Origin of the sequence: Mucilaginibacter ginsenosidivorans, assembly GCF_007971025.1 — a bacterium.
GTDB lineage: Bacteria > Bacteroidota > Bacteroidia > Sphingobacteriales > Sphingobacteriaceae > Mucilaginibacter > Mucilaginibacter ginsenosidivorans.
On the sequence record NZ_CP042436.1, the window covers coordinates 1,434,361 to 1,458,918 of the forward strand.

Annotated in this window: 19 protein-coding genes; 8 read left to right on the forward strand and 11 right to left on the reverse strand. The window is 47.3% G+C overall.

Annotated elements, in window-relative coordinates; all coding sequences use genetic code 11:
- Positions 1-19: 19 nt before the first annotated feature.
- Entirely contained in the window at positions 20-2,584 is a 2,565-nt protein-coding gene (locus FRZ54_RS06535; protein ID WP_228462642.1) for an OstA-like protein, read from the forward strand.
- On the opposite strand, the gene FRZ54_RS06540 is transcribed toward FRZ54_RS06535, so the two are convergent.
- Together FRZ54_RS06540 and FRZ54_RS06545 are read right to left on the reverse strand one after the other, a co-directional pair.
- The gene (locus FRZ54_RS06540; protein WP_187359770.1) at positions 2,565-3,164 is read right to left on the reverse strand and encodes a non-canonical purine NTP diphosphatase; all 600 of its coding nucleotides are present in this window, start codon (positions 3,162-3,164) and stop codon (positions 2,565-2,567) included. The two genes, FRZ54_RS06535 and FRZ54_RS06540, sit on opposite strands and share 20 nt — an antisense overlap.
- 1 nt (position 3,165) lies before the next feature.
- Positions 3,166-3,669 (reverse strand): hypothetical protein, encoded by a 504-nt coding sequence (locus FRZ54_RS06545; RefSeq protein WP_147030830.1) that lies wholly within the window; start codon positions 3,667-3,669, stop codon positions 3,166-3,168.
- Between the two features lie 125 nt (positions 3,670-3,794).
- On the opposite strand from FRZ54_RS06545, the gene FRZ54_RS06550 reads away from it, so the two are divergent.
- Positions 3,795-5,183, forward strand: a complete 1,389-nt coding sequence (locus FRZ54_RS06550; RefSeq protein WP_187359771.1) for a peptidylprolyl isomerase — start codon at positions 3,795-3,797, stop codon at positions 5,181-5,183.
- Positions 5,184-5,192: 9 nt separating this feature from the next.
- Positions 5,193-6,155 (forward strand): AAA family ATPase, encoded by a 963-nt coding sequence (locus FRZ54_RS06555; RefSeq protein ID WP_147030832.1) that lies wholly within the window; start codon positions 5,193-5,195, stop codon positions 6,153-6,155.
- 26 nt (positions 6,156-6,181) lie between these two features.
- On the opposite strand, the gene FRZ54_RS06560 is transcribed toward FRZ54_RS06555, so the two are convergent.
- The 6 genes from FRZ54_RS06560 to mutL form a co-directional block, all read right to left on the reverse strand.
- Positions 6,182-7,054 (reverse strand): hypothetical protein, encoded by an 873-nt coding sequence (locus tag FRZ54_RS06560; protein WP_147030833.1) that lies wholly within the window; start codon positions 7,052-7,054, stop codon positions 6,182-6,184.
- A 124-nt stretch (positions 7,055-7,178) separates the two neighbouring features.
- Positions 7,179-8,642 (reverse strand): cysteine--tRNA ligase, encoded by a 1,464-nt coding sequence (gene cysS, locus FRZ54_RS06565; protein WP_147030834.1) that lies wholly within the window; start codon positions 8,640-8,642, stop codon positions 7,179-7,181.
- Between the two features lie 85 nt (positions 8,643-8,727).
- A complete protein-coding gene (locus tag FRZ54_RS06570) occupies positions 8,728-9,840 on the reverse strand; it encodes an endonuclease/exonuclease/phosphatase family protein (protein WP_147030835.1) in 1,113 nt (370 codons plus the stop codon).
- Complete coding sequence (locus tag FRZ54_RS06575) at positions 9,830-10,708, reverse strand: rhomboid family intramembrane serine protease (protein ID WP_147030836.1); 879 nt, start codon at positions 10,706-10,708, stop codon at positions 9,830-9,832. The genes FRZ54_RS06570 and FRZ54_RS06575 overlap by 11 nt, the downstream gene beginning before the upstream one ends.
- 32 nt (positions 10,709-10,740) lie before the next feature.
- Positions 10,741-11,481: a rhomboid family intramembrane serine protease gene (locus FRZ54_RS06580; protein ID WP_147030837.1), complete on the reverse strand. Its 741-nt coding sequence runs from the start codon at positions 11,479-11,481 to the stop codon at positions 10,741-10,743.
- Positions 11,482-11,498: 17 nt separating this feature from the next.
- The gene (mutL, locus tag FRZ54_RS06585) at positions 11,499-13,358 is read right to left on the reverse strand and encodes a DNA mismatch repair endonuclease MutL (protein WP_147030838.1); all 1,860 of its coding nucleotides are present in this window, start codon (positions 13,356-13,358) and stop codon (positions 11,499-11,501) included.
- A gap of 225 nt (positions 13,359-13,583) precedes the next feature.
- Here mutL and FRZ54_RS06590 point away from each other — a divergent pair, with 225 nt between their 5' ends.
- From FRZ54_RS06590 to bshA, 4 genes are all read left to right on the forward strand, one after another.
- On the forward strand, positions 13,584-15,227 hold the full coding sequence (locus tag FRZ54_RS06590; RefSeq protein WP_147030839.1) for an amidohydrolase: 1,644 nt from the start codon (positions 13,584-13,586) through the stop codon (positions 15,225-15,227).
- Positions 15,214-17,031, forward strand: coding sequence for a serine hydrolase domain-containing protein (locus FRZ54_RS06595; protein ID WP_147030840.1), 1,818 nt, complete (start codon positions 15,214-15,216; stop codon positions 17,029-17,031). Before FRZ54_RS06590 ends, FRZ54_RS06595 begins: the two co-directional genes overlap by 14 nt.
- A gap of 71 nt (positions 17,032-17,102) precedes the next feature.
- The gene (locus FRZ54_RS06600; RefSeq protein ID WP_147030841.1) at positions 17,103-17,480 is read left to right on the forward strand and encodes a VOC family protein; all 378 of its coding nucleotides are present in this window, start codon (positions 17,103-17,105) and stop codon (positions 17,478-17,480) included.
- Between the two features lie 148 nt (positions 17,481-17,628).
- A complete protein-coding gene (gene bshA / locus FRZ54_RS06605) occupies positions 17,629-18,771 on the forward strand; it encodes an N-acetyl-alpha-D-glucosaminyl L-malate synthase BshA (RefSeq protein WP_147030842.1) in 1,143 nt (380 codons plus the stop codon).
- 44 nt (positions 18,772-18,815) lie between these two features.
- Here the strand turns inward: bshA and FRZ54_RS06610 are convergent, their stop codons facing one another.
- The 3 genes from FRZ54_RS06610 to FRZ54_RS06620 all read right to left on the reverse strand — a co-directional run bounded on the left by FRZ54_RS06610 (position 18,816) and on the right by FRZ54_RS06620 (position 23,442).
- Entirely contained in the window at positions 18,816-19,931 is a 1,116-nt protein-coding gene (locus FRZ54_RS06610) for a sulfotransferase family protein (protein ID WP_187359772.1), read from the reverse strand.
- 223 nt (positions 19,932-20,154) lie between these two features.
- Positions 20,155-21,282 (reverse strand): lactonase family protein, encoded by a 1,128-nt coding sequence (locus tag FRZ54_RS06615; protein WP_147030844.1) that lies wholly within the window; start codon positions 21,280-21,282, stop codon positions 20,155-20,157.
- 570 nt (positions 21,283-21,852) lie between these two features.
- On the reverse strand, positions 21,853-23,442 hold the full coding sequence (locus tag FRZ54_RS06620; protein ID WP_147030845.1) for a pseudouridine synthase: 1,590 nt from the start codon (positions 23,440-23,442) through the stop codon (positions 21,853-21,855).
- Between the two features lie 220 nt (positions 23,443-23,662).
- Between FRZ54_RS06620 and FRZ54_RS06625 the strand changes: the two genes are divergently transcribed.
- Positions 23,663-24,442, forward strand: a complete 780-nt coding sequence (locus FRZ54_RS06625; RefSeq protein ID WP_147030846.1) for a lytic transglycosylase domain-containing protein — start codon at positions 23,663-23,665, stop codon at positions 24,440-24,442.
- The last annotated feature ends 116 nt before the right edge of the window (positions 24,443-24,558 follow it).

The window sequence follows — 24,558 nt, forward strand, 5'->3', positions numbered from 1 at the left end:
AAAAAACTAATTTTGCCCCGTGATCAAGTACATATTAACCTTTTTTATGTTGACGGCGGTATTGACCGTTTCGGCCCAGCAAAAATCGGTGATCAATTTGATAAAATCGTCCAGTGTGCAGGGCGCTAAAGTGAACGGCGTTGACGTGCTGAAAGTGTACGATGCCACCTTTCAGCAGGATAATTCCACGTTGCAGTCGGACAGCGCGTATTTTCATCAGCGGGAAAACACGTTCGATGCGTTCGGTCATGTGCTGATCACGCAGGGCGATACGATGCATATCTATTCGGACAAACTGAACTATAACGGGAACACAAAAATTGCCATCCTGACCGATAATGTAAGAATGATCGATAAGGACGCCACGCTTACCACCAATTACCTGACCTACAATACAGCTACCAAATACGGAACATACACCGGTGGTGGCAAGCTGGTGAACAAGGACAACGTACTGACCAGTAAAAACGGGTATTATTTCGCCCAAACGCGCGATTCGTATTTCCGGTATGATGTCAGGCTGGTAACCCCTGACGCCTTAACGCTGACGGATACGATGAAATATAATTCAGGCTCGAAGATCGCTTATTTCTATGGGCCTACGAATATCTACGGCAAAAAGAAAGGCAAGGATAATGATACCCTTTATACCGAGAACGGATCGTACGACACCAATACCGAACAAGCCTTTTTTGGTAAGAAGAACCTTTACAAGCAAGGAACCAAGACACTGACCGGCGACAGTTTGTTCTACGACCGCAAGAAAGGTTTCGGCAAGGCCATTGATCACATTATTTTTAATGATACCGAGCAAAAAATGCAGCTGCGCGGCGACCTGGCCAATTATTACAAAGCGGAAGAGCGCACTGTTGTGACGAAAAATGCCTATGCCGTAATTGTGACCGAGCAGAAGGATACCTCAAAAACCGACTCATTGGCAAATAAACGGGTAGCTACTCCGGATGACGATAAAAACGGTATGACAGATTCCGTCAAAAAAGAGAAGCAGAAGATATCGGCCCCACCGAACACAATGCCTGTAAACGTAGCGCCTAAAAGTAAGGTTGACGAAAAGACGATTTCAATAAAGAATAGTAAACAGGCTAAGGGGGATACGTCCGCAGTAAGATCAAATAAAAAAGGCAAGCCGCTAACACTCTCGAAATTACCGGTGGATACCTCTATCCGTAAAAAGGATACCACCAGGATGAAGCACGATTCCATATACATGACCGCCGATACACTGGAAACGAGGGTGATAACATGGAAGGACCTGAAGAGTATACAGGAAAAAGAAAGGCTTTCGCATATCAAAGATACAACAGCAAAAAAGGACACAGCAAGCAACAAGCCCCCCTCTATAGTCTACAAAGTTCCGGTAAAGCATATCGATCTTTCGCCGCCGCGACTGATACCCGACAGTTCATACTTGCACCGGCACTATTTTGACAATTACAAATTTGACACGGTAAAGCGCGAAAACATTGCTATTACAGGCAAAAAGAAGCAAAAAAGGGACAAAAATAAACCGGCTACAGACAACACTGAACCAAAAAAAGTAGCGTCCGCGAAAGATGCACCGGATAAAGGGGCATCTGATACAGAGGCGCCCGGTAAAACCCCGCCTCCGGTGGCAGAGAAAAAGCTGAGCAAGCGTGATAGTTTGAAAAAGGCGAGGATCGACTCGGTTTACCTGGTGCGCCCGGTTAAACTGGACGACACGGCCCGGGTGAGGATATTAAGCGCCTTTCATCATGTAAAGATGTTCAAGTCGGACCTGCAGGGAAAATCCGACTCCGCATTTTATGCCAGTAGCGACTCGACCATAAGGTTGTATATCAACCCGATCGTATGGATGCAAGGATCGCAGCTATCAGCTGATACGATCAATCTGCAGATGAGGGATAAAAAGCTCAATAATATGGAGCTTTACCCTAACGCCTTTGTGGTGAATATTGAAAAAGGTGATTCGGTACACTACAACCAGATGGCCGGGAAAAAAATGCGCGGATTTTTTAAAGATGATAAGCTGGAGAGTTTATACGTTTCGGGCAATGCCGAAACGATCTATTTTTCGCGCGATAGCGGCAAGGTAGCCAACATGCAGCGATCTCTCAGCAGCAGGATACGTGTTAATTTTAAGGACAGCAAGGTAACTACGCTGCTATTTATGGACAAGCCCGAACACCGCTACGGGCCGCTGGATAAATTCAGTGAGGAAGATAAACTGCTGAAGGGCTTCATCTGGAAACCCAAAGAGCGGCCCGTCTCGAAAGAGTCCATTATCCCCTCGCTGAACAAAAATGCGACGGTAAAGAACGATAAGACAAAGTCTGACGCAAAGACCAGGGCGGGAACGAAGGCATCGCCCTCAAAAAAGCCGCCTGGAAAAGATCAAGTGCCGGTGAAGGCAGGGAAAGATACCAGTTCGGTGAAACCGGGCGCATTGCCGGTTATAAAGCAGCTTAAAGATAGTTTGCAGAAACAATTGCCCGACACCATTAAAAAATCTAACGATACATCAGCTACCCGCAGGAAAGATACGTCCGCGGTCAGGAAGGCGGCTACAAAGACGGACCAGTAGCCTGTTCAGTTAAAAACTGCACCAGCTTTTCAACTGCGCGGGCCCGGTGGCTCAGTTTATTCTTTTCCTCAAGGGTCATCTCAGCGAAGGTTATATCAAAGCCGTACGGCTGAAAAATAGGGTCGTAACCAAATCCGCCTGTTCCTCTTCTCCCATGCCTGATGGTACCTTCAACCGTACCTTCAAAAAAATGTTCGGTCCCGTTCCACATCAGCGAAATGACACTGATAAAACGCGCCCGCCGGTTTCCTGTGCCCGCAAGCTTTTCAAGCACTTTTTTGATGTTAGCGTCATGGTTCCCGTGCTCGCCGGCATAGCGGGCCGAGTATACTCCGGGTTCTCCGTTCAGCGCTTCTACTTCCAGGCCGCTGTCGTCGCCGAAGCAATTCAGCCGGTAGTTTTTATAAACGTAATGGCTCTTGATCGACGCATTCTCATAAAAAGTGGCGCCGGTTTCTTCAATATCCTCATCGCAACCGATATCATGCAGTGCTACCAGTTCGATAGCGCCATTCAGTTTGGCGGACACCTCTTCCAGCTTGTGCCTGTTGTTGGTGGCAAATACAAGTTTCACAGGCATATCAAAGGTTCTTTATTTGTTCCCAAAAGGCCTTTTTATTGTCGATGTTGGTCATCATTTGCTCAAAGCTAAAGGTAAGCAGTGCCTTCGCACCATCAGTGGTCGCTATGGTGTTGAAATCAAGACCGGTTAACCCTTCCGGCAAAGCCTGCTTGCCTAAAATGACAACGGTTTGCGGGTTAAAGAATGCGGCAATTTGTGCATAGGCTGCGCCGTCGTTTTTTGCCAGGTTAAGGATGGCTACGTCATCACGGGTATGCTTTATGCCACTCAATACCTTTTCAAGCGCAGCCAGGTGATCGTCTTGTACAAATTCTTGATCTGCGTAGTTTGCCAGTATCAAAAAATTCTTTTTGTTCGATCCAAGGTAATTAAAAGACGGCAGGGGCGTTTTTATTTCGGGTGCAGATGCTTTTGTTTCGTTATACAGGTTCTTATCTTCATCAAGCAGGTATAATTCGTCCTGCAGGATGTATCGCAGGGCATTTGTATGTTCAACTTTCACTTTTAACAAATTTTAACCAAAAATAGTTAATTGTTAGAGCCTTTATCAGCATATTCGCACAAATTATTCATGCTCGTGTGCCGATAAATTTGCACCTTTGCATGTTTACAACATACACAATGTTAATGAGAAAGATCGGGATAGCCTTTTTATTAAGTATAGTTTTTACTGCGTCGTTTGCGCAGGCACAGCCGGTGCGAAACCTGGATAAAATAGTGGCGGTGGTAGGCAGCAGTATCGTGCTGAAGTCGGACGTCGAATTGCGTTACGCCAACTACCTGGCATCAGGGGGGCAGCCAAATGACAAGGTAAGGTGCGAGATAGTGCAAAGTTTTATTACACAGAAACTGCTCGCTCAGCAGGCGGTCATCGACAGCGTTACGGTGAAGGATGATGAGGTGGACAACGAAGTTGACCGCAGGATGCGTGGTATGATAAGCAGGGCCGGCGGGCAGGACAGGCTCGAACAGTTCCTGGGCCGGTCGGTGATCCAGTATAAAGATGAGATACGCGACGACATTAAGGAAAATATGGTGGCCACCAGGATGCGGAGCAAGATAACGGAGAAAATAAACGTAACTCCACTTGACGTTGAGAACTATTTTAAAAAACTGGCAAAGGATAGCCTGCCAACCTTTAACAAGGAAGTAGAAGTTGGTGAGATCGTTTTTCAGCCTAAAATGGATAAGGAAGAGAAGGAACCTTACCGGCAGAAAGCCGAAGAATTGCTTGCCCGTGTAAAAAAGGGAGAAGACTTTGGTAACCTGGCACGCATTTATTCGAACGATACCGGATCGGCCCCTGATGGCGGCGACCTTGGTTTTGCTGACCGTAACACCTTTGTAAAAGAATTTGCGGCCTGGGCATTCAGATTGAAGGCAGGCGAAATGTCCCCTGTTTTTGAAACGGAATATGGCTTCCACTTTTTGCAGGTTATCGAGCGCCGCGGCGAACAGGTGCATGTACGCCATATCCTGATCATGCCTTCGGTTACCGAGGCCAGTATTGAACGCGCAAAGAAAAGAGCAGATAGTGTTTATCTGTTGCTTACCAAAAACAAAAACGCTGATTTTTCGGCTGTCGCTTCTTATTATTCCGATGATAAGGAAACAAAATACAACGGCGGTATGATGCTTAATGCCGAGAACGTTGAAACACGCACCACGTACATTCCTACCGACAAACTCGACCCGCAGGTAGCTTTGACCATTGATACAATGAAGGTAGGCGAAGTTTCGCAACCGCAGCTTTTTACAGAACAATCCGGCAAAAAAGTATATAAGATACTTTATTTAAAATCGGCGACGGACGCTCACAAAGCAAACCTGAAGCAGGATTTTCCAAAGATCAAAGCCGCAGCGCTTGACGATAAAACCAACCGGGTTATCAGCGAATGGTTCGAAAAACGCAGGAAAGAAACATTTGTCAAGATCGATCCTGAATTTGAAGTATGCCCTGAATTAAAAGGCTGGGCCAATGTCCCCATGTCGGCACAATCCACTAAAACTCCCTGATAGACTATTATGCAACACCGGACAGATGTGGAAGCTGCTGATGCGCTGAAGGATGCCCATAAGCGTATAATCTCTGAAATTGGCAAAGTTATCATAGGCCAGGATGAGGTTATCAAATCTGTACTGATCTCCATCTTCAGTAACGGGCATTGCCTGTTGGTTGGCGTGCCGGGGTTAGCCAAAACGCTGTTGGTTCAAACAGTAGCGCAAATACTCGACCTGGATTTTAGCCGTATACAATTTACGCCCGACCTGATGCCTTCGGATATCATCGGGTCAGAAATTTTAGGCGAGGACCGGAGCTTTAAGTTTATTTCGGGTCCTGTATTTGCTAACATCATCCTGGCTGATGAAATAAACAGAACACCGCCCAAAACCCAGGCTGCCTTGCTCGAGGCCATGCAGGAAAAAGCAGTAACCGTAGCGGGGGTAACGCATAAACTGGCGCAGCCATTTTTCGTGCTTGCCACACAAAACCCGATCGAACAGGAAGGCACATATCCCTTACCCGAAGCGCAGCTCGATCGCTTTATGTTCAATGTGTCGCTCGACTATCCGTCGTTCAAAGAAGAACTGCAGATCGTAAAAAATACCACCAGCAGTTCAAACATACAGGTAGATAAAGTGCTGAATGCAGAAGAGATCATTTATTTTCAGCACCTGGTAAGGAACATTCCGGTTCCGGATAACGTTCTTGAATATGCGGTAAAGCTGGTATCTAAAACCCGCCCGAACGGCGGCACCGCCCCTGCCGAAATAAAACGCCTGCTCAACTGGGGCGCTGGTCCGCGTGCCTCGCAATTCCTGGTCCTTGGCGCCAAATGCCATGCAGTTATCAGTGGAAAATATTCGCCGGATATTGAAGATGTACAGGCCATCGCAAAGCCAGTGTTAAGACATCGCATCATCCGCAGCTATCACGCCGAAGCAGAAGGTTTGTCAGCCGACGATATTATTCAGAAGTTGTTGTGATTTGTGATTAGTTAACCAATCACAAATCACTGTTCCACCGCCGAAAAAACCTCCAGCAAAATATTCCATTTATGGCTGGCATCTATCTCCCAAACCCGTACATAATTATAATCGCTAACAATGGCGCCTTTCCTGATCCGCGCAGTTCCGTAGCTATAGGCAAGGTCGTTACTTGTTGACCGCCCCACATTGATTGTTTGGGCAGATATGCTGATGCCTTCGTTATCGATAAACTTCATGATCTTGTCCGGGCCGGTCATGGGCTCGAAGCCCGGGAAGTAATAACGTCCTTCTGGACTGAGAAATTCTTTGTAAGATGCTATTGTTGAGACAGTTAACTCGTGGTTGAATACCTTGTCGGTGTTTAGTATTATCCCTTTGCCATTAAATGGGTCCTTGCTTGGAGCGGTCGCTTTAGCGGTATCAGGTTGCCTGAAATCAGGTATTTCCGATTGCTCCGGCTCGGGGTGCTGTATGCCAAGGTCTATCAGCAGTTTAAGCCTATTGTCGGCCGGGTCAAGATGCCAAACCGATACATAATCACCGTAAACCTTATCATCGTCGTTGCTTTTATCATTCTGATAAACATAAGGCCCGGCGGTAAAGGCCAGGTCGCCGTTTGCTGAAATACGGGCAAATTTTGGCTGCCATTTCAGCGAACCGGGTTGCTTATCTATCGAATTATAAAAGTCGGTTATTTTGATCACATGGGGCTTGAAAACAATGCCCTCCGGGTCGGCCACGGCTAAAAAAGCATCTTTTATGCCCCTGTGTTCAACCAACTTGTCAAAAGATTTTTCCGCTTCGACAACCTGGTTCACATCGGCAACTGTTTTTTGTGCCGAAGCAAATATGGGGTAACTCAAAATTGCCGCTGCAATTAATAGGGTTCTTCTCATGCTTATTTTCAGGTTTTTGGCGATCCTGTCCATTTTTTAGCAAATGCCGGCTGCCAGGATTTATTCTCAACAGTAAACGGCATTATGCGTGATAAATTACAAATGTCAATTTTTTGTGCAGATTTTAAATTTTACTCCAGGTTGTTCCGTCTTTCCCGTCTTTTAGCTGAAAGCCGATGTCCTGCAGGCCATTCCTTATCTTGTCGGATGTGGCATAATCCTTATTTGTCTTTGCCTCGTTACGGATGCCGACGATCATGTTCAGCACGTTCGGCAGGTCGTCGTTAGCGGCCTGTTCATCTTTTAAGCCCAGCACATCCAGTACAAAGGTGTTCATTAATTGTTTTAACAGCGCCAGGTTTTGCGTGTCGATCTTCAATTTGCCATCCTTTACCGAATTGATGATGCGAGAGGCTTCGAACAGTTCAGCGATAAGCACCGGGCTGTTGAAATCATCGTTCATCGCATCGTAGCAACGCTGAATTAAGGGAGCTATTTCCACCTCGCCGTTTGACGAAGCTACAAGGCTATCCAGCAAAGCAAACGAATTCATCAGGCGCTTAAAGCCTTTTTCGGATGCTTCCATCGCATCGTTGCTGATATCAAGCGTACTGCGGTAATGGGCCTGAAGCATAAAGAAGCGTACCGTCATAGGGCTGTACCCTTTACTCAGTATCGAATTATCGCCCGAAAACAACTCGTGCGGCAAAATGCTGTTGCCAAGGGATTTCGACATCTTTTGCCCGTTAATGGTAAGCATATTGGTATGCACCCAATACCTGGCTGGGTTAGTATGGCAGGCCGCCATGCTTTGCGCTATCTCGTTGGTATGGTGCGTCGGCATCAGGTCGATACCGCCGCCATGAATATCAAATTGCTTGCCCAGGTACTTGTTGCTCATTGCCGAGCATTCCAAATGCCACCCGGGGAAACCTACGCTCCAGGGCGATGGCCATTTCATCAGGTGTTCGGGCTTGGCTTTTATCCAAAGGGCAAAGTCGAGCTTGCCACGCTTTTCGTCCTGGCCGCCAAGGTCCCGCGTGTTGTTGATCAGGTCCTCAAGTTTGCGGCCGTTCAGTATGCCGTAGTCCTGCGTTTTATTGTATTTTTCAACGTCGAAATAAATGGATCCGTTTACCTCGTAGGCGTACCCGTTTTGCAGGATAAGCTTTACCAGCTCTATTTGCTCAATGATATGGCCGGTAGCGGTGGGTTCGATGCTCGGGGGCAAAATGTTCAGGGTGCGCATCACATCGCGGAAATCGACCGTATATTTCTGCACGATCTCCATGGGCTCTACCTGGGCCAGTTTTGCTTTTTTTTCAATTTTATCTTCTCCCTCATCACCTGCGTCGCCCTCCAGGTGCCCGGCATCGGTTATATTGCGTACATAACGCACTTTGTATCCTAAATGGGTAAGATAACGGAAAATGAGGTCGAAAGAAATATAGGTACGCGAGTTGCCCAAATGGGCGTTGCTGTAAACAGTAGGACCGCAAACATACATGCCCACATGGGGCGGGTTTATCGGTTTAAATTCCTCTTTTTTACGGGTTAAAGTATTGTAAACAAATAGATTTTGTTCCATACCGGCAAACTTACGATTTTTTAGCACCTGCAATAAATCTCCGCAAATTGGAAAGCCAATTTTTTATCATCCGTTTGCAAGGATTTTATTTCAGATCAAGATCGCTGCGGACAGGGTAATGATCGGAAAGCTTTTTCTCGATGATATAATAGTTGAGTACATCAAACTGAGGGGTCGCCAGTATATAATCTATCTGGTAGTTGGGGAAACTACCGTTATAGGTACGGCCCAGTCCCGATCCGCATTCTGCAAAGGCATTTTTCATGCCCCCGCTCATCTTTGCCAACGCGAACGAGGTAGGCGTGTCATTAAAATCACCCGAAATAATATACGGATAGGGGCAAGTGGCCGCATGGGCCTTTATTTTGAAAACCTGGTCGCTCCTTTTCAGGAAGGCAGTTTTAAGCTTGCTTCCAAGCCTTTTTGCCGAGCCGACCTCTGGTTTGCCGTCCTGTTTGGAAACGCTGTTGAGATAGCGGTAATCGTCGGGATCAAAACGTATCGATTGCAGGTGGACGCTGTAAAACCGGAAAGGTTTATTGCCCTTTTTAATATCGACATAGATGCATTGGTTCTCGCTCGTGGGTTCGGATAGCTGGATCATGCCGTGGGCTATGATGGGGAATTTAGAAAAGACGGCCTGGCCGATACCCACATCGGCATTGCTTCGCACCGGTTCGAAATAATAATTTTTGCTGCCCAATATCTTCTGTATGGAGTCGAGCATGTCGTACTGCCCTTTTTTCCGGGTATAAAACTCCTGGAACCCGATAACGTCGGGTTGCTGGTCTTTTATTATCTGTAAAATTTCCTGTTTGGTCGATAGGTCGTTCTTCGAGCCGTAACGTTTAAAGTTGTGAACATTGTAGGTCATTATCCTGGCGAAAGCCGCACTGCTTTTGGAAGATTCGGGTGATATGAACCTCATGCCGATGTTCCTGTTCAATACCCGCCAGCCAATACCAATGCAAACAATGGAAAGAAAAACCAGGCTTTTTTTTCGGAACAGCCAGTAAACGATCAAAATAACGTTGCCCAAAAGCAGCAACGGATAAGCGAGCCCAAAAAAGGCCACTGGCCAGAATTTGGTGGGGTTAATTACCGGTGCCAGGTAACTAATAAACAGGCAAACACATAGGAAAATATTGATCCATAAAAAAAACTTATCAATAAAGGTTAGTCCCCTTTTAGCCTTCATTATCCTTACTGGCCCTGAATAATATTTCTTTTTCCTGCCTGGTCAGGCTGTCATAGCCCGATTGCGATATCTTATCCAGGATACGGTCGATATCCTCCTGCCTGGGTACATTGCCGCCACTCCTGGCATTGTTTTTCGCTGCAACCTTTAAATGAGGCTTTTTGCTGAACATTTTGGTAAAAAACCCGACCCAGTCGTTACCGCGCTGCAGTTGTTTAATATAAATAAAGCCGAACAACGCGCCGCCAAGATGTGAAAGCTCGCCGCCGGCATTTGAGCCGGCAATAAGCAAAAAGTCGAGTATTATGAAAGCTATCGCTAACCATTTCAGTTTCACCGGTCCAAAAAGCATCAGCACCATGGTGTAGTCGGGCAATAAGGTAGCTGTGGCTACCAAAATAGCCATTACAGCTGCTGAGGCGCCAACTATCGGCACACTTGCATCACCAATTTGTTGAGCGAAAAAAGGAATAAAGTTAAACCCGAGTAAAAAGAACGACGCCCCGGTAAGCCCACCCAAAAGATATAAGCCTATCGTGCGTTTAGTGCCCAAATATTCCTCGAATATCTGTCCTATCCAAAACAACCACAGCATATTGAATACGATATGCAATATACCTGCATGCATGAACATATAGGTGACAGGTGTCCAGAAACGGAAAATCAGTTTAGCGAAATTGGAAGGCAGGGCCAGGTATTCGTTGGCATAGTATCTGATAAGGCTTTCCTGATGCCCCCAAAACAAAGTCTCGAAAACAGCGGGTATATTGATAAGCAGGAACACAATAAGGTTGATCCCGATCAGCAGGCTGACCCTGCTGCCCGAGTGAAGCATTTTTATCTTGAGTTCGTTCCAGAGCGTGCTCATAAATATTCTTTACAGTCGATAACGCTGATCGGTTAAAAAAAGTTGTCCATGCGCCTCATGCGCCAGATTTTGATCATAATAAGCCCTAACAATCCTCCTCCTAAATGAACAAGGTGGGCCACATGATCACCAGGGCGCTGAACGACGCTATCGTATATTTCATATAAAACATAGAATGATACAAGATATTTAGCCTTGATCGGGATAGGTATAAAAATTATCATTAACTCCATGTTGGGATATAGCAATCCGAAAGCTACTAATATGCCAAACAATGCTCCGGAAGCTCCAACGGTTGGTGCATAATATATCTCCGCAAGTTTATTTATGCCTTTTATGTCGCCGCCATATTGGTAAAAGGATTGGTCCGTAATAGGATGCGGCATCACAAAACTGCCCATGATGCTATGGACTTCAATAGCTTGTATCAGCATTTGCATAACTATTGCACCTATACCACAAATAAAATAGAAGTTAAAGAAGCGTTTTGAGCCCATACTGTATTCCAGTATTGGCCCAAACATGAAGAGCCCAAACATATTAAACAGCAAATGGCTTGGCTCTTTTAACAACGGCGCATGCATGAACATGTAAGTGACTATTTGCCATGGGCGAAAAAACGGCGAATCGAAATAAAATGCCGCGAGTGAAGTATTCATGTCAAATATCTTACCCACTAAATAAGGTGCAATAGCAAATATGATATTAATGATCAGCAGGTTTTTAACAACCGGGGTTAGATTAGCGAAAGGGGATTGCCGGTATTGACTCATAGTTTCAGATAATTGTTTTATTTTTCAAATCGTTCGGCCAGTTCGGCCATGGTAAAAGTACTGATAATTGCTTTTCCGTTCAGTGCAATATTAGGCATCTGGCAGGCAAAAAGCTGATCGATCAGCAAATTCATTTCTTCCAATGATAACCTGACGCCAATTTTGGTTGCGGCGTTACGCGCAAGTGACCGCGCAAGGCTGTCGCGCTTATCCAGCTTCAGTATCGAAAGGTTATTTTTAAAGCCTTCCAGCAGGTGTTCCAGCAAGGCGTGTTCCGATACATCGCCCAGGTCGGCCGGTATGCCTTCCACCACAACGGTATTTTTGCCAAACTCCCTTACGTCGAAACCAAGCGCACGGATATCCGGTAAAAGTTCTTTCAATAACTCAAAATCGCCGCCGTTTAGTGTAACCGATTGCGGGAACAAACTTTGCTGGCTGGTGCCCGAATGATTTTCCAATTGCTGCAGAAAACGTTCGTATAATACCCGTTCGTGTGCTGCCTGTTGGTTTATCAGCATAAAGCCGGATTTAATGGGCGAAAGGATATACCGGTTATGCAGCTGAAACAGTTGCCGTTCGCTTGGTTTGCTAACCTCCTGTTCTTCAACGGGGATGGTCTTTTCGGCGTGTATCTCATGCTGGTGTGCGGTATCCTTTTTGCTGATCTCGTACAGCGTATCCCAGTTTTGCGGGATGGCGGTTTTATTATAATCGCCCGTGTTCCGCAGGAAGGGTATCTCCCGTTCGCTGCTTTTCTTTTCCGCAGCAAAGGGGTTAAAATCCGGGTTGAAGGATATGGTAGGCTGTACGATCCGGTCGGGCGGCGTGGGTGTTATCAAATGGCCTATGCTATTCTCCTGGTCAAAATCGAGCGTAGGGGTAATATTATATTTGCCCAGCGAACGTTTAACTGCCGACCGGATAATGGCATAGATCGATTTCTCATCCTGGTATTTGATCTCGGTTTTTGTCGGGTGTACGTTTATATCGATTTTCGACGGGTCTATCTCGATAAAAAGCACATAAAGCGGGAAGCTTTCATCGGGCAACAGTTCCTCAAAAGCGGCAAGTACGGCATGGTTCAGGTAGGCGTCTCGTATATAACGGTTATTTACAAAAAAGAACTGTTCGCCGCGGGTCTTCCTTGCAAATTCGGGCTTCCCGACATAGCCCCGGAGCTTGATGATCGAAGTATCTTCTTCCACCGGCACCAAACGCTGGTTATAGTTATTGCCGAACAGGTGCACAATACGTTGCTTTAAGGCAGTAGCAGGCAGATGATAAACCTCCTGCCCGTCGTGGTGCATGGTGAAAAAAATACCCGGGTTGGCCAATGCAACACGCTGAAATTCATCCACGATATGGCGCATCTCCACCGGGTTGCTTTTTAAAAAATTACGCCGGGCGGGCGTGTTGTAAAATAGGTTCCGCACCGAAATTGAAGTGCCCGTGTTAGCCGAACATGGCTGCTGGCTCACTACTTCCGAGCCTTCGATATTAATACAGGTTCCCAGTTCGTCGCCATGGCGACGGGTCTTTAGTTCAACATGTGATATGGCTGCTATCGATGCCATTGCCTCGCCCCGGAAGCCCATCGTGCGAATAGCAAAAAGATCCTCTGCCTTGCGTATTTTGGAAGTGGCGTGCCTTTCAAAACACATACGCGCGTCGGTAATGCTCATTCCGGCGCCGTTATCTATCACCTGTATCAGCGATTTGCCGGCATCCTTCAGTATCAGTTGTATCTTATCGGCACCTGCGTCTATCGAATTCTCAACCAGCTCTTTCACGGCAGAGGCGGGGCGCTGCACCACTTCTCCCGCGGCTATCTGGTTGGCAACGGAATCAGGTAAAAGCTGGATTATATCTGGCATTTAGAAAAATTTCCCTTCTTGATCGTCCGGTACTGTGCGCGGATCTGTTCCGGGCAAAATTAACTAATTGACCGCATAACTTTAGCTTTTTAACAAGCTATTGTGTTGCCGTCGGCCGATTTTTTAAACCACGGTACACTTTTTTTGTTAGTGATGAAATTCAGCTACTTGCAATTAAAGGTTGTTGTTTTAAGTTAATATTTGGATAATTGTAAATCCACACTTATGAGAAAGCTTTTACCTTTGCTCCTGCTATTTGCCGTTGCCTGTAAGCAACAGGACTTCAACGCCGACCTGCTGGTTAAAAATGCCGTAGTTTATACTGTTGATAGCAGTTTTACCATGGCCGATGCCTTTGTAGTAAGGAAAGGCATGATCGTAGCTGTAGGGAAAGACGACTCGCTTGAAAAAATTTACAAGGCCCATTCTGTTATCGATGCCGAAGGCAAGGCGGTTTACCCTGGCTTTATGGACGATCATTCCCATTTTTACGGCTATGGCATGAGCCTGCAGGAAGTGGAACTGGTGAATACGAAAAGCTGGAATGAGGTGGCAGATTCGGTGATGATGTTCTCCAAACGCAACCCCGACGGATGGGTGATCGGGCGTGGATGGGACCAGAACAAATGGCAGGTAAAAAAATTCCCGGATAAAGCCAAGCTTGATTCCATGTTCCCGGTGAGGCCGGTATTGCTTACCCGCATCGACGGGCACGCGGCCATCGCCAACCAGGCTGCTTTGAACCTGGCTGGTGTAAAACCGGGCCAGACCATCACCGGGGGCGAGATCGAGACCATAAAGGGAAAACTCACCGGGATACTGGTAGATAACGCCGTAGGTATAGTAACCCGGAAAATACCCGAACCGACTGACCAGATCATACAAACAGCCCTGGCAGACGCGCAGCAAAAATGTTTTGCAGCAGGCTTAACAACGGTTTCGGACTGTGGTTTACCCTATACCATGATCAATACCATCGAGGACCTGCAGCACAAAGGCGTTTTAAAGATGCGCCTGTACGTGATGCTGTCCGACAGGCCCGACAATTATGAATACCTGTTTAAACGGGGGGTATTTAAAACTCCGCGTTTGGATGTCAGGTCATTTAAAATGTATGCCGACGGCGCCCTCGGTTCAAGAGGTGCTTGTTTATTGCAGCCGTACAGCGATAATAAAAAAGAGCAAAAGGACTGGAAAGGGTTTTTGTTGAGCAGCCAGAAACATTTTGAAGAGGTGGCACAGAAAGTGGCCGACAAAGGTTTCCAGTTATGTACCCATGCCATAGGCGATTCGGCTAACCGTGTTATCCTGAAGATTTATGCTTCGGTACTAAAGGGCAAAAACGACCGGCGCTGGCGAATTGAACATGCGCAGGTATTGTCGCCGGAGGATATCCATTATTTTGGCGATTATAATATCATACCATCGGTACAACCCACGCACGCTACTTCTGATATGCGGTGGGCAGGCACAAGGCTTGGCCCGCAGCGGTTAAAAACAGCCTACGCTTACAAGCAATTGCTTGAGCAAAACGGCTGGATACCGCTCGGTACCGACTTCCCGGTGGAAAATATCAGCCCCATCTATACCTTCTACGCTGCTACGGAGCGTAAGGACCTGAAGGGATACCCCGAAGGCGGCTTTCAGCCCGAAAATGCGCTCAGCCGCAAACAGGCCCTGCAGGGGATGACGATCTGGGCGGCTAAAGCTAATTTCGAGGAAAAAGAAAAAGGCAGCATAGAGCCGGGCAAGTATGCCGACTTTGTGATATTGAACAAGGATATCATGAAGATCAAAGGTTCTGAACTGCCGGGAGTAAAAGTATTATACACCTATATAAACGGAGAAAAAGTATATGGCAAAAACTAAAGGATGGGCGTACCTAATTATATTATCCGGTTTTATTTTAGCTCATTCGGCCTGTGCGCAAAACCCTCCGTTCTCTGGCCAGGCTTACGTTAACGAGGAAAAACTTGTCGAAAAAGCTACGTTCCTGTTCAATAACCAGCAGCAGCTTATTCCCTTGCTGGATGTGGGTGAGCTGAAGATAGCGAGCGTGCATTTTACCTACCAGTATGCAGCCGGGTTTGATAGCCTGCTGAATAAATACACCAGCATCGATTCGTACAATGGCACGGATTACGTCACCATTAAAACGCTCGGCGACCTTGATTTTGACACCAAAACTTACAATACGCTCATTGTGCAGGTTAACGATGCCGACCTGGAAAACCCGGCCATTATTGGTTTTATTAACGACAATCAGCGCATCAAAAATGTTATTGTAGCATTTTTTGGCACAAGAGATAACCTTGGGAAATTCGATAGCGTAAATGCGCCTGTCATCTGGTGCCCGAGGCCATCGCCTGTCGCAGCATTTTATAGCGCACAGGCCATATTTGGGGGCGTGCCGATAACACAAAACCTTATTGCCAACTATTCGGCCAAATACAAACGGAACAGTGGCTTTTTAACCCAAAAGATACGTCTTGGGTACACCGCGCCCGAAGAGGTAGGTATCAAATCATCCAATCTCGACGAGATAGACAAGATCGCTTATGAGGCTATCCGCAACCAGGCCACGCCAGGCTGCGTGGTATTGGTGGCAAAGGATGGCAAGGTGATCTTTAACAAAGCGTACGGCTATCATACTTATGATAACGTAATGCCCGACAAGCTGAATGATATCTTCGACCTCGCATCGGTAACCAAAGTCTCGGCAACTACGATGGAGGCCATGCGCGTTTACGAGGAGGGTCGCCTGAACCTTGATTCGACAATAGGCACCTATATGCCTATAGCGCGTAAAACAAATAAAAGCGACCTGGCGATACGGGAACTGCTGGAGCACCAGTCGGGCCTGATACCTGATATCCCAACGTACGAGAAATTAAAACCTACCGACGTTAGTCTCGATTCGTCGGCCGTGTTTACCCATAAGGTGGTCGATCATTATTTTTTAAGGAAGGACTATTTCAGGGATGTAATGCTGACGGATATATTCAATTCGCCATTGCGTACCCGCGGGCAGTATGTGTACAGCGACCTGAGTATGGTGATGATGCAGCAGATACTCGAAACCATAACCTCGACGCCGTTAAACACCTACGTGCAAAAAAATTTTTATGATCCGTTGGGAATGCAGACGGCGGGTTTCCTGCCATTGAACCGCTTCCCGCGCACGCGGATCATCCCTACCGAGAACGACCAGGTGTTCAGGCATACCCTGCTTATTGGTTACGTGCACGACCCGACAGCCGCCTTGCTGGCAGGGGTATCGGGGAATGCCGGGTTATTTGCCGGCGCCAACGACCTGGCAATTCTATACCAGATGCTGTTGAATAAAGGTATGTATGGAGGAGTGCAATACTTTAAACCTTCTACAGTTGAGCTGTTTACCGCAAAGCAATCTGCGGTAAGCCGCAGAGGTTTGGGGTTCGACCGCTGGGACCCGATAGCCGAAAGGCATTATCCTTCTAAAATGGCATCCGACCAAACTTTTGGGCACACGGGCTACACAGGCACCTGTATATGGGTCGATCCGAAGTATAACCTGGTTTATGTGTTTTTATCAAATCGTGTTAACCCAAAGGTAAGCGATAAGCTTTCAAGCCTCAATATAAGGCCAAGAATACAGGATGCTGTTTATCAGGCGATAGACAAGGGGCTCTGACGGTCAACCGACGAAAAAATTCAACTTTAGGGTTTAGTATTTGTTACCTTTAATAGTCAATTGAACCGGTTATGAAAGATGTAAAAATTCCCGAAGGCTATCAGCAGATCATGCCTTACCTCATTGTCGAAAATGCAGCTGAGTTTTTCAGTTTTATGAAAAGTGTATTTGGCGCCAGGGAGAAGTATAAAAACATGCGCACCGAAACGCTCATCAGGCATGCCGAACTGAAAATTGGTGACAGCGTGATCATGTTTGCCGATGCGACGGAGGATTTCAACCCGCAAAATGCCGGGATGTTTGTTTATGTTGACGACTGCGACAAAGTATATGAAAAGGCATTGAGCCACGGCGCGCTGACAGTTATGCCGCCTGCCGACCAGGAATACGGCCGTAGCGCAGGTATAAGCGATCCCTTTGGGAATACCTGGTGGATCACATCCCTTTAATTGCAAAATCTGTCAGAATATCTTTACACAGCTTTAACACTATTATCTTAAATTGCTGTTAAACTTGCAGCAGTGAAGCTACCACATCAACCAGTAAATTTTTGTTGGCCGTGTGTGGTAGTTTCATTACCATAGCAAGATCACATAAATGAAAATCGGAATAGTTTGTTATCCCACTTTTGGCGGCAGCGGCGTTGTAGCTACTGAGCTTGGCAAGGCTTTGGCCGACCATGGGCACCAGGTTCATTTTGTGACCTATAATCAGCCCGCGAGGCTTGATTTTTTTTCGGAGAACCTTTTTTACCACGAAGTAGCCGTTTCCAAATACCCTTTGTTTGAATATCCGCCTTACGAATTGGCCCTGGCAAGCCGGCTTGTGGATGTGGTACGGTTTGAAAAACTGGATATACTTCACGTGCACTATGCCATACCGCACGCTTCCGCCGCATTCATGGCGAAGCAGATACTGATGACCTACGGCATCTATATCCCGGTGGTTACTACCCTGCACGGTACCGATATAACGCTTGTGGGTAAGGACAGGACCTACAGCCCGGTGGTTACCTTCTCCATCAATAAATCGGACGGCGTAACGGCCGTGTCCGAGCATTTGAAAAAAGACACATTCGAGTTTTTCGAGATCGAGAACGAGATACGGGTGATACCCAACTTTATCGATCTTACCCGTTTCAGCCTGAAAGCAAAGGACCACTTTAAAAAAGCAATAGCGCCATCGGGCGAAAAGATACTCATCCATACTTCAAACTTCCGCAAGGTAAAGCGCACCACGGATGTCATCCGGATATTTGCCAAAGTGACCGAAAAGATACCTTCCAAACTATTGATGGTAGGCGACGGCGGCGAACGATCGGAATGCGAACAACTGGCCCGCGACCTTGGCGTAAACGATAATGTCCGTTTCCTGGGCAAGCAGGATGCCATTGAGGAGATACTTTCCGTGGCCGACCTGTTCCTGATGCCGTCGCAGTCGGAGAGCTTTGGTTTGGCGGCGCTGGAGGCTATGGCCTGCAAGGTGCCGGTAGTAAGCTCGAATGCTGGCGGTTTGCCTGAATTGAATGTTGACGGCGTAACCGGTTTCCTGCGTGAGATAGGCGATATCGACGGCATGGCCGAAAGTGCCGTTTACATACTGGAGGATTGCGAACGCCTGAACACGTTTAAGGAAAACGCCCTGGCCCGCGCCAAAGAATTCGATTTGTCTATCATCCTGCCTGTGTATGAGAACTACTACGCCGAGGTGATAGAGAAAAGCCGCACGCATGTGCTTTAAGGCGAAGCGATAAATTTCCTGTGAAATAACTTACTGATCAGCGTTTAAAAGACCCGGTACCGCAGTTTCAGGTATATGCTGTGCAAAAGCCCGATCTTCTCAAATGCATAATTGTGCTTTCCCGCCAGTCTCCCTGTACAGGCAGCTATCAACTGCTGTTCGGCCCTGGTTAACAGGCCCTTTTGCGTATATGGTACGGGTTTAAGAATTATACCTGCTTGTGTTGGTTTGCCGAACGAACTATTTGCCAGCGACGGCCTGCCCGCAACCGTGGGCCGGCTCAATACGGCTAATGCCGGGATGCCCAGAAAATCGGCCAGTTGCTTGGCTGCCGATCGCGGCTCGTTGCACACGTCTTCGTAGCGTAATAATAAAAAGCCGGGGCTGCCCTGCTGCCGTGCGGCAATACGCAGCGACGCTTTAAGGTAACGGAGCGCATTGCGGAGACCCGCGGCCGGCTCCATTTTTTTGCGCGATGTTAAGGTGGCTACCGGCTCCCTTAACAGGTGTATGATCTTTGCTCCCGGCATTTCCTGCCTGATACGGTCAATGAAGCGCTCGTTTGTGGGCGTTTTATCAACCCATGCCCTGGCGGTTAAATTGCCCGTGCAGGAAGCATAAGCCAGCACGATAGCCATGTGCGGCCATTGCGTACCCGGTATATGATCCACAGCCCGCCACCAGGCCATCAGATAACGCGCAAAATTTACATATGGCGATGCCTGATCATCGCTGCGGCCAAGCAGCCAGTACGGTGGCTGGTTTATAGGGTTGGCCAGCCGGCGCAGCCATTCTTTCCCTAAAAAAGCGGCCCATTCATTTTCCGGAAGCGACAGCAGCTTGTGTTCAAGATTAGTATAATAAGTACCCTCCGAAGGAAGAACCACCAGGTCGGGGTGCCCGTCCAGCATGTCTTTCAGCAGTGTTGTCCCGCTTCGGTGAACGCCGCAAATAAAAACCGGTGCCTGAGCCAATTGCAGCCCCTGTTCGATTTGCCCGATACTTAAGGACATGGGCCCCAATTGTTCCGCAACGGCCCACACTGTTTCCGACCACGCGCCGGCAGTAGTGATCAAGCCAGCAGGCAGCCTGTCCTCCGGCCGCGTACCGGGGAGCAAATCACTAAGCAACTGTTCCGCATTAATTATTTTCGAAAACATCGACCGGCAGGGCATTGCGTTTCGCTTACTAATTAACTATACAGGCTTTTTTTCGAAAAGGTTGTTTTAATGGATGATTATAGCGTCTAAACCAACCTTACGAAATGTTAAATAAGGGAATAAGCTATCCTGGGTAATCATACAGGCATATCTGTATAACGCCTGTTATAACCCGGATAACGGTGTGGAATAGCCTTTGGTCCTTCTGCTTTAAGCTTTTCGCTTACTCCGCAGGCGTAAACTTCAAACAAACCGGGTTGCCCAACTGGATGCCGCTGCCGGTGGTGGTTAAAGTGCCCGTGCCCGGGTTTATCCTGAATACCACAACGTTATTGCCGTCCTGGTTAGCTACGATCAGGAACTTGCCGGTCGGGTCGATGGTAAAGTCCCGGGGATTCTGGCCGTAAGTAGTATGGCGCTCCATAAAGGTCAGTTGACCATTCTCCGGGTTTACCGAGTAAACCAGTATCGAGCTGGCATCCAGGCGGTCGGTAGCGTACAGGAAATGCCCGTCGGGTGTCATGTGTATGGCGGCCGCTCCGTTAGTTCCTTTGGCCTTCGGGTCCCTCATGCTTACGGTTTGAAGCTCCTTCACTTTGCCGCCGCTGTAAGCATAAACGTTAATTGCGCTGCCCATTTCCTGCAGCAGGTACAGGTATTTGCGATCGGGTGAGAAGGTCATGTGCCGCGGACCGTTACCTGGTTTCACACTCACGGTATTTTCTAAGGTAAGCGGCTGCGGTTTCGACGAACGGTAGCGCATGATATTCAGTTTATCGGTGCCCAGGTCGGTATAAAGCAGATATTTTTCATCGGGCGAGAAATAAGCCATGTGTACATGCGGCCCTTCCTGGCGTGCTGCATCGGGGCCTTTACCCTGGTCCTGTATCACCTGCGAAGGCGCCTGCAGCGAACCATCCTTATTGATGGGTAAAACAGCAAGGCTGCCGCTCGAGTAATTGGCTACAAAAACATTTTTGCGGTCCTCGTCAACAGAAATATAACATGGGTCGGCGCCGGCAGACGATTGCCTGTTCAGGAATTTCATGGTGCCGATATGCGGATCGAAAGTGAATGCGCTTACGCCGCCATTTTTCCCGTCCTCGTTCACTGCATAAATAAACCTGTTATCCTTCGAGATGCACAGGTACGATGGATTGCTCACATTGTCTATCTGGCTCAGGTAAGCTAGCTTGCCAGTTTCGGTATAAAACCGGTAAACATATATGCCTTTGCTGGTACCTTTGGTGTACGTGCCTATAACCAGGTCGTAAGTGGCAGGGGCCTTGTCCTTTTGCGCATAGGTAAACACCGGAAACAGCAGGGAAATAATAAGCAGGAATTTTTTCATTTTTCAGGAATGGTTAGTTAGCGCAAGATACTAATCAAAGGTGAAAGGTAAAAGGTGAAAGGCAGAAAGGTAAATGCCTAATACCATCGGTTTAATCCCCTCCATTTTGCCCGCAAAAGGGAGGGTGGTCGAGCATAGCGAAGATCGGGTGGGTAAAATAGCCGCGCGATAATTAAGGATAATTAAGGGAGAAAGATGAATGCGACCTGTTTATCCCCTCCATTTTGCCTGCAAAAGGGAGGGTGGTCGAGCGTAGCGAAGATCGGGTGGGTAAAATAGCCGCGCGGTAATTAAGGATAATTAAGGCAGAAAGGTAAATGCCTAATACCATCGGTTTAATCCCCTCCATTTTGCCTGCAAAAGGGAGGGTGGTCGAGCGCAGCGAAGATCGGGTGGGTAAAGTAGCCAGGCGGCAAAAACAAAAAAGGCGAAAGTTCAACTAAAAACTTTTCGCCTTTAACCTTTATCCTCTCACCCCAGACAAGCTTTCAGCTTTAGTCTTTTTGCTTAAAAAAACCTTTCGCCTTTAACCCCTGCCTGCCTGCCGGCAGGTTTATCCTTTCACCTCAACTAAACCAGGTGCTTTAACTGTATTAATTCCTTTTCATCCAGGTAACGCCAGCGTCCACGGGGCAGGTCCTTTTTGGTGAGGTTGGCGTACACCGTACGGTCAAGCTTTACCACCTCGTAACCCAGGTGTTCGAAAATGCGGCGTACAATGCGGTTTTTCCCGCTGTGTATCTGTATGCCTACCTCCCGTTTGGTGCCGCCCTGTACATAGGACACCATATCCGGTTTTATCAAACCGTCTTCCAGCTCAAGGCCGAAAGCAATTTTGTTCAGGTCGCCTTGTGTAAGACTTTTGCTTAGCTCAACCTGGTATATTTTGGTAACGTTATTTTTTGGGTGCGAAAGCTTATCGGCCAAATCGCCGTCGTTGGTCATCAAAAGCAGGCCGGTTGTATTGCGGTCGAGTCTCCCGATAGGATAGATACGCTCCCTGCTGGCCTTTTCAACCAATTGCATTACCGTACGGCGTTCCTGCGGATCGTCGGTGGTAGTGATATAATCTTTGGGTTTGTTAAGCAGCACATACACCATTTTTTCCCTTTTCAGTGTTTCACCGTTATAGCGGATCACATCTTTCATCGGGTCAACTTTATGCCCAAGCTCCGATACCACTTCGCCGTTCACTGATATTACGCCCGCGGCTATTAGTTCATCGGCCTTGCGGCGCGAGCAAATACCCGCATTGGAAATATAGCGGTTCAGCCTGATAAGGCCCGAATCGTCGTTTTCAGTTTTTTTGCGGCTGCGCATTACGCGGTCCTCGGGGCTGCGCTCGCTTCGTACCGGTTTATTGTTATAGGATGAATTTTCTGAATTGCGGAAAGGTTTACCCTTAAAATCACCGTCGCGTTTTTTAAAACCGCCCCCTGCTGTGCCACGGCTGCCAAATTTTTTATCGCCACTGCGTTCGCCGCCTTTATATCCTGGTGATCTTCTTTCGCCGGCCGGCTTGTCATCAAAACTGCGTTTCGGGCGATCGCCGCCTTCCGGCCGCTCCGAATAGGAGGTATTCCTTGGCTTGTATGCTCTCTTTTCGCCGCCCGGTTCACTGCCATAGCTTCTCTTCGGCCTGTCGTCCGAGGCTGGCTTGCCCGAATACGGCGTACTTCTTGGTTTGTAATCTTTCTTTTCTCCCGCGGAGTCGCCACCATAACTGCGTTTTGGACGGTCGTCCGAAGACGGCCTGCCCGAATAGGGGGCGCTTCTTGGTTTATATTCTCTTTTCTCTCCACCCGATTCGCCGCCATAACTGCGTTTTGGCCGGTCGTCAGAGGTTGGCCTGCCCGAATAAGGTGTGTTTCGTGGTTTGAAGCTTTTCTTCTCCCCATCATTATCGAACGTTCTTTTAGGGCGGTCATCTGACCCGGCGCGACCGCTGTACGACTTACCGGACGAAAATGATTTCTTACGGCCGCCAGCCGCTTCGTCACCATAATGATTTCGTTTGAGTTTACTACCTATGTTCTCCGTTGCGGACCTGTCGGCCCCGGAGTTAGTAGATTTTTTCGCCTTATCGTCACCTGTAAAGGATCTTTTAGGTGCTCTGGCGGACCTGTCATCACGACTGTTCGCTGGTCTTTTAAATACCATAATTTTTGCTTTGCGCTATCTCTAAGAGAGGGTCAAAGGTACAAAATGTGGAAAGATTTTACAACTTTTTTATTCGGTTCAAAAACTGCGTTTAACATACTTTAAACATTGATTTTAAATAAATTTCAGGTCGCGTAAAACAATCACCTGGTTATAAGTGTTTGATAGTCTGACTTATATACCCTACATTTGCATCACATTTATCTCTTATATTTAATTAATGACGAAAAAAGAAATGACAAAAAAACACTTAATTACGTGCTCCGTGATGGGTGTATTGGCGTTCATTTCCGGGCTGTTTATCTGCGGCAAAACCGACACCAAAAAGGTGGCCAGGCATAAGGCAGAATACAGATTTATTTACGCCAAAAATGACTTTACCAATGATTTTAGCTTCGCTGATGAAGCGGTCCCTTTAAATGATAAACGGATAAACCAAAAGCTGCGTAAGTCGCTTGTGCGCACCAGCTACAGTCACATCCAGTCGAATATTTTACAGGAAGAGGCCATAAAATTATTCCCTATTATCGAGCCTATCTTAAAGGCCAATGGTATTCCTGAGGATTTCAAGTACATGCCGCTGGTTGAAGCCGGGCTTAAATCGGGCGTTTCAAAACGCGGCTCCGCGGGCTGGTGGCAGTTTATGCCGGGCACCGCCCGTACTTATGGATTAAAAGTAGGACATGGCAGGGACGAGCGGTATAACATCCGCAAATCCACAATAGCTGCCTGCAAATACCTCAACGAGCTTTACGCTGAGTTTAACAGCTGGACACTTGCCGCTGCCGCCTATAATATTGGCGAAATAAAAATGGCAAGGGCCATACGGGAGCAAAGCGAGGATAATTATTTTCGTATGCACTTTAACGCCGAAACAGGGAGCTACCTTTACCGCATTATTGCGATGAAGGCTATTATAGAAAGACCCCAGAAATACGGCTATAAAAAATATTTCAACCTTGATAATCTGCAGCCTGCAGACTTAATGGCATTCAATTAATTGCCCTTAGTTCACGGAGCACTCGAGGACCGCTTTACCCAATGGTAAAGCGGTCTTTTTTTTGTATCTTTGCACCCTTAAATAACGGGTCGTCAGTAAAGGCAATTTGCCTGTTT

Coding starts and splice junctions, on each gene's coding strand:
- FRZ54_RS06540 (WP_187359770.1), bottom strand. CDS start 3,164: ATGCCTGTGAAACTTGTATTTGCCACCAACAACAGGCACAAGCTGGAA.
- FRZ54_RS06550 (WP_187359771.1), top strand. CDS start 3,795: ATGAGAAAGATCGGGATAGCCTTTTTATTAAGTATAGTTTTTACTGCG.
- FRZ54_RS06555 (WP_147030832.1), top strand. CDS start 5,193: ATGCAACACCGGACAGATGTGGAAGCTGCTGATGCGCTGAAGGATGCC.
- FRZ54_RS06560 (WP_147030833.1), bottom strand. CDS start 7,054: ATGAGAAGAACCCTATTAATTGCAGCGGCAATTTTGAGTTACCCCATA.
- cysS (WP_147030834.1), bottom strand. CDS start 8,642: ATGGAACAAAATCTATTTGTTTACAATACTTTAACCCGTAAAAAAGAG.
- FRZ54_RS06570 (WP_147030835.1), bottom strand. CDS start 9,840: ATGAAGGCTAAAAGGGGACTAACCTTTATTGATAAGTTTTTTTTATGG.
- FRZ54_RS06575 (WP_147030836.1), bottom strand. CDS start 10,708: ATGAGCACGCTCTGGAACGAACTCAAGATAAAAATGCTTCACTCGGGC.
- FRZ54_RS06580 (WP_147030837.1), bottom strand. CDS start 11,481: ATGAGTCAATACCGGCAATCCCCTTTCGCTAATCTAACCCCGGTTGTT.
- mutL (WP_147030838.1), bottom strand. CDS start 13,358: ATGCCAGATATAATCCAGCTTTTACCTGATTCCGTTGCCAACCAGATA.
- FRZ54_RS06590 (WP_147030839.1), top strand. CDS start 13,584: ATGAGAAAGCTTTTACCTTTGCTCCTGCTATTTGCCGTTGCCTGTAAG.
- FRZ54_RS06595 (WP_147030840.1), top strand. CDS start 15,214: ATGGCAAAAACTAAAGGATGGGCGTACCTAATTATATTATCCGGTTTT.
- FRZ54_RS06600 (WP_147030841.1), top strand. CDS start 17,103: ATGAAAGATGTAAAAATTCCCGAAGGCTATCAGCAGATCATGCCTTAC.
- bshA (WP_147030842.1), top strand. CDS start 17,629: ATGAAAATCGGAATAGTTTGTTATCCCACTTTTGGCGGCAGCGGCGTT.
- FRZ54_RS06610 (WP_187359772.1), bottom strand. CDS start 19,931: ATGTTTTCGAAAATAATTAATGCGGAACAGTTGCTTAGTGATTTGCTC.
- FRZ54_RS06615 (WP_147030844.1), bottom strand. CDS start 21,282: ATGAAAAAATTCCTGCTTATTATTTCCCTGCTGTTTCCGGTGTTTACC.
- FRZ54_RS06620 (WP_147030845.1), bottom strand. CDS start 23,442: ATGGTATTTAAAAGACCAGCGAACAGTCGTGATGACAGGTCCGCCAGA.
- FRZ54_RS06625 (WP_147030846.1), top strand. CDS start 23,663: ATGACGAAAAAAGAAATGACAAAAAAACACTTAATTACGTGCTCCGTG.